Origin of the sequence: Halovivax sp. (assembly GCA_007119345.1) — an archaeon.
Taxonomy (GTDB): Archaea; Halobacteriota; Halobacteria; order Halobacteriales; family Natrialbaceae; genus Halovivax.
Genome location: SKPV01000251.1, coordinates 1 through 4,910, shown reverse-complemented (window position 1 = coordinate 4,910; position 4,910 = coordinate 1). Strand labels below are relative to the sequence as shown.

The following is a 4,910-nucleotide window of genomic DNA, read 5'->3' as shown; positions in this document are numbered from 1 at the left end:
GGCGGGGACGACTCGTTCTCCGACGGGAGCAGTACACGTGGCGGGGACGACTCGTTCTCCGACGGGAGCAGTACACGTGGCGGGATCCCGTCCTCTGCCGGCCCGCGGGCCGGAGAGCACCACACTCATAACGCACGCACCACCTAGGTTTCGCCGTGTACAGCGTCAACGTCCCCGTTCCGGGTCGGATCCGAGAGCTCGCGGCGGAGCTCTACCCGAGCCTCCACGCGTTCGACCGCGTCCGCGAGGACCACTCCTGTCTGCTGAAACGACTCGGGAGCAACGGGGACGTCGGCGCACTCCAGCGACGGACCCACCGGGCGCTCGAGGGCGCGCCGGCCGTCGAAGCGCGGGTCACCGGTATCGACGTCTTCGACGACCCGCCCGTCGGCACCGCGCCCGTGGTCTACCTCGCCGTCGAGAGTCCCGGTCTGCACTCGGTGCACGCCGACCTCGCCGAGGCGTTCGAGCCGGTGGCGGGTCTCGAGGGTCCCGACTACGTCCCGCACGTCACCCTCGCCCGCGGCGGCGACGAGTCAGCGGCGCGCCGGCTGGTCGAACGCGAGATCGAGCCGATCCGGTGGACGGTCGGCGAACTCGAGTTCTACGACGGCCACCGGCGACTGCCCGTCAGTCGCGTCTCGCTGCCGGCCTGAACGCCCGGCGAGATGGACGTCGACGCCGACCCGCTCGTCGCGTTCTGACGGGTCCGCTCACGGCTCGCTGCGCTCGCCGTTCGCCGTAACGAGGATTTCGCTCGTTACACTCGCCCAAATCGCGCCGTTCACGGCGCCGGCGGCTCGCCGTCGTAGGCGTCGTGGTCGGCGTAGAAGTTTCGCATCGCGAACTTGAGCTTCGCGGGCTCGAGGTCGATCAGCTCCTCGCGCTCGTGCATCGGGAACGTGCCGTTGACGCTGTACTTTCCCAGATCCGACTTCGCGCGGCCGGAGTAGCGCCGGTCGAGCATCGCGCGGACGCCGACGTCCTCGGGCGAGCGGATGACGCGCCCGAGCGCCTGGCGGGTCTTTCGGACCGTGGGGATCTCGACGGCGTAGCGCCAGCCGCTGTCGGTGCCGTCGAAGGCGGCGTCGTAGGCCGTCTGGACCGCCTCGGCGCGCTCGTCCAGGTGCGGGTAGGGGACGCCGACGACGAGGACGGTGCGAGCGTCGTCGCCGTCGAAGCTGACGCCCTCGGCGAGGGTCCCCCACAGCGAGGTACAGAGCAGGCCGTCCCCGTCGGCGACGAACGCTTTCCGGACGTCTTCGACCGCCACGCCCGGTTCGTCTCTGTAGACGGTCGCGTCGACGAGCGGCTCCAGGCGTTCGGCGTAGCGGTCGGCCTCGCCGTAGTTGGGGAAGAAGGCGAGGGTGTTTCCGGGCGTCATCCGCACCGCGTCGCGGATCGTCGTCGCGAGCACGTCCTGGACGTCGGGGTCCTCGCGGTCGCTGGCGAACAGCGGCGGCGTCTCGACCGCGTAGGTTCGCCGGTTCTCCTCGGGGAAGGTCAACCCGTAGGCCATCGTCACGGGATCTTCGAGCCCGAGGACGTCCCCGACGACGTCGAACGGCTGCAGGGTGGCGCTCATGAGGACCGTCGCGGCGAGCTCCCCGAAGAGCTGGCCCGTGACCCGCCGCGGGAGGCAGCTGTAGAGTTCGGCGCGGCCGTAGATCTCGTCGGTTCCCTCGTCGCGCCGGACCGCCACCACGGGGTAGACTCCCCGGGTGACCCCGTCGCTCATCCACGCGTCGACGAACGTCGCGGCCCGCAGGGTCTGACACTCTCGGCGCGTCTCGGACTCGCCGTTGCGGTAGGCCTCCTCGTACTCCCGATCGAGTTCGCGACCGAGCACCGTCGCCGCTTCCAGGTCGGCGTCGATTCCGCCGCCCGAGTACCCCCGCAAAAACGCGAGCGTGAGGTCGTCTCGGCGGTCCTCGTTGGCGACCGGGACGTCGCGCCAGCCGTCGCCGACCGCCTCTCGCTCGCCGAACCCGAACGAGTCCTCGTAGCACTCGAGGAGGGCGTCCCGAAACGTCTCGAGGACGTTCGCCGCGTCGTCGGCTCGCGGATCGTCGCTGTCCTCGAGCTCCTCGAGCGCCTGGTCGAACGTCCGCTCCGAGCAGTGGCGGCTGGCGTGCTCGCGGGCGGCCTTCTCGAGGTTGTGGGCCTCGTCGAACACGGCGATGACGTCCGCAGGATCGCGCCCGAGCCAGCGGAAGAACTGCTCGCGGATCCCCGGGTCGAGCAGGTGGTGGTAGTTACAGACGACGAGGTCGACGCCCTCGATCCCCTCCTTGAGGAGCTCGTAGCCACAGAGGTCGCGCTCGTCGGCGTACTCGTAGATCTCCTCGGGGGTGCGGACGTCCTCGAACAGCCAGGAAAAGAAGGCGTCGGTCTCCTGGGGCCGCGTGAGATTGTTGCGGTAGTGCTCGCAGACGTTGCGCTCGCGCACGTCGTCCATCTCCCCCTGCAGGCGATCCAGCTCGTCCATCACGGCGGCGCGCGCCTCGGCGGCCGAGCCGTCCCCGCTCCGGCTCTCCTCCAGCAACTGGCGTTGTCGGCGCTCGAGCTGGGCGTACTCGTCCTCGAGGTCGACCAGCTCACGCGTCGCGTCCCGCAGCGCCTGGCACTCCTCGTAGCCGACGTCGATGTGACACATCGAAGACTTTCCCTTGAAGACGATCGCCCGGATCGACTCCTCGCGGGCGATGGCGCCGGCCTCGGCGACGAACTGGCGCATCTGCTGGTGGACGTTCGTCGTGATGACGACCGTCTTCCCCTGCTCGCGGGCGACCTCCAGGGCGGGCGCGAGCGCCGAGAGGGTCTTGCCCGTCCCGCAGGCGCCCTCGAAGAGCACGTTCTGGCCGCGGGTCAGCGCGTTGTAGACGCGGTCCATCGCCTCCCGCTGGTGCTCGTACGGGCGTGCGTACGGAAAGTACCGCATGTAGCCGGCCGTCTCGGACACGATACGTGATAGGTTTCGCATTCGGTAAAAGCGTTCGTCCCGTTCGGCCGGCGTCGCGGGACGGGGGCCGAGATCGGCGGTCGCCCGCCGTCGCGCGCGAGGCGGGGGTCTACGTATCTCGACGCCGTAGCGAGGAGCATGGCCATCCCCGGATACGATCCAGCGGACCTCGAGAACGCCGTCACGTTCGCGGACGAGACCGCGGGCGCCCGCGTCGACGTCGTCGCCGGCCGCGTGCCGGAGGCGTTCGACGTCGGGACGGGCGAGGGCGATCCGCCGTCGGACGCGGTCTCGGCGCGCGTCGAACTGACGGGCGCCGACGAGCTGGCGGGCGTGGAGGCGGTCCGAATCGCGCTCTCGTACGATCCGGCGGCGATGCCGGCCGGCGCGACGCCGGAGGACGTCACCGTCGTCGCCGAGACCGACGATGGTCGGCGCCACCTCTCGACGGCGCTCCACCGCGAGTCGGAGACGGTCTCGGCCGAGCTCTCCGGGGAGCGACCCGCCGACGCGTTCGTGGCCGTGGTGGACGAGCGGTAGGCGGTATCGGGTCTCCGGCCGCCGCGACGTCGCCGAACGAAAGAGCCGAGAGGGCGCCGGACGAACGCCGCCCATGATCGCGATCTTCTCCGACACGCACAGCGGGTCGGGCCACGAGCTGGAGGGGGCGGCCCTCGAGGCGGCCCGCGAGGCCGACGCCGTGATCCACGCCGGCGATTTCACGACCGAGGCCGCCCTCGACGCCTTCCAGGCGGAGTGTGGCCACCTCTACGGCGTCTTCGGCAACGTCGACGAACCCGCCGTCGTCGACCGGCTCCCCGAGGCCCTGACCGTCGAAGCGGACGGGATCCGTCTCGCGGTCAGGCACCGGCCCGAAGGCGGCGAGACGGCGCTCGCGATGTTCGGCCGCTCGCGGGACGCCGACGTCGTCGTCTTCGGGCACACCCACCGACCGACCGTCGTCGACGCCGACGACGTGGTGCTGGTGAACCCGGGCAGTCACGCCCAGCCGCGCGGCTACCGGCCGGGCTTCGCCACGCTCGACCGAAACGGTGATCGGGCGCGGGGGACGATCCGGGAGCCGGACGGGACCGAGATCGAGCGATTCGAGGTGCTTCTCGGGAGGTAGCCAGCGGGTCGTCCGGCTCGAGCCGCTCGGAGCCGACCCGGTTTGCGGAGCGTTCGAGTGATCGTGAAGAACTCGGCCGATTCGTGGAGGGCTCGATGGGTCGTGGAGGGCTCGGCCGATTCGTGGAGGGTTCGATGGGTCGTGAAGAACTCGGCCGATTCGTGGAGGGCTCGATGGGTCGTGGAGGGCTCGGCCGATTCGTGGAGGGCTCGATCGGCGGATCGATAGCTCCCCGGTTCGTCAGCGGGACCGAACTGGACCGGGGCGGGCGCGACCGCCCGGGGTTCCCGACGTCGGGATGTCAGACCGGCCGGGACCAGTTCGTGGCAGGCAGCCTCGACCGCACTCACCGGCGAAGGTTGGTCGAGGCGTACCTACGGGTAGACCGGCCGGGATGTTATACCCGCGCCTAGCTAAAAATCGTCTTTCACCGTGGCAGACGCACCGCGCCCCCTTCCCCGCTGACGGTCCCCGTCGGCCCGCTTTCTGGCGTTCTTCGCCCCTCGCATCCTGACCGTCGGTCGCGCCGGTTCGAAACGACTTTGCCAGCACCCCGCGTAGTCGCGCGCCATGCTGGGATTCCTGCCCGACGACCCGGTCATCCTCACCATCGTCGCGATCTTGCTGGCGTTGATCTTCTTCACCTACCTCATGCTCCGACGGACGGTCCTCGAGTTCCGCAAGGGCATGGACGGCCAGTAACCGCCGGCGCGAGTCGAAGCCGTCACGTTCGGGAGCCGACCGACCGAGCGCCGCTGTCGTCGACCGGTCAGCCGAGCGCCGCTGTCGTCGACCGGTCAGCCGAGCGCCGCTGTCGTC

General features: G+C 70.2%; 5 protein-coding genes. 4 read left to right on the top strand and 1 reads right to left on the bottom strand.

The genetic code is table 11. From position 1 onward, the window contains the following. Positions 1–155 precede the first annotated feature (155 nt). Positions 156–656: a 2'-5' RNA ligase family protein gene (locus tag QZT59_RS17245; protein ID WP_290819110.1), complete on the top strand. Its 501-nt coding sequence runs from the start codon at positions 156–158 to the stop codon at positions 654–656. Positions 657–784: 128 nt separating this feature from the next. Here the strand turns inward: QZT59_RS17245 and QZT59_RS17240 are convergent, their stop codons facing one another. After that, complete coding sequence (locus QZT59_RS17240; RefSeq protein WP_290819108.1) at positions 785–2,962, bottom strand: ATP-dependent DNA helicase; 2,178 nt, start codon at positions 2,960–2,962, stop codon at positions 785–787. Between the two features lie 138 nt (positions 2,963–3,100). Here QZT59_RS17240 and QZT59_RS17235 point away from each other — a divergent pair, with 138 nt between their 5' ends. The 3 genes from QZT59_RS17235 (at position 3,101) to QZT59_RS17225 (ending at position 4,793) form a co-directional block, all read left to right on the top strand. Further along, on the top strand, positions 3,101–3,502 hold the full coding sequence (locus tag QZT59_RS17235; RefSeq protein ID WP_290819106.1) for a hypothetical protein: 402 nt from the start codon (positions 3,101–3,103) through the stop codon (positions 3,500–3,502). Between the two features lie 73 nt (positions 3,503–3,575). Further along, positions 3,576–4,091: a metallophosphoesterase gene (locus tag QZT59_RS17230; protein ID WP_290819104.1), complete on the top strand. Its 516-nt coding sequence runs from the start codon at positions 3,576–3,578 to the stop codon at positions 4,089–4,091. A 570-nt stretch (positions 4,092–4,661) separates the two neighbouring features. Continuing rightward, a complete protein-coding gene (locus QZT59_RS17225; RefSeq protein ID WP_290819102.1) occupies positions 4,662–4,793 on the top strand; it encodes a hypothetical protein in 132 nt (43 codons plus the stop codon). Positions 4,794–4,910: the final 117 nt, after the last annotated feature.

Coding starts and splice junctions, on each gene's coding strand:
- QZT59_RS17225 (WP_290819102.1), top strand. CDS start 4,662: ATGCTGGGATTCCTGCCCGACGACCCGGTCATCCTCACCATCGTCGCG.
- QZT59_RS17235 (WP_290819106.1), top strand. CDS start 3,101: ATGGCCATCCCCGGATACGATCCAGCGGACCTCGAGAACGCCGTCACG.
- QZT59_RS17230 (WP_290819104.1), top strand. CDS start 3,576: ATGATCGCGATCTTCTCCGACACGCACAGCGGGTCGGGCCACGAGCTG.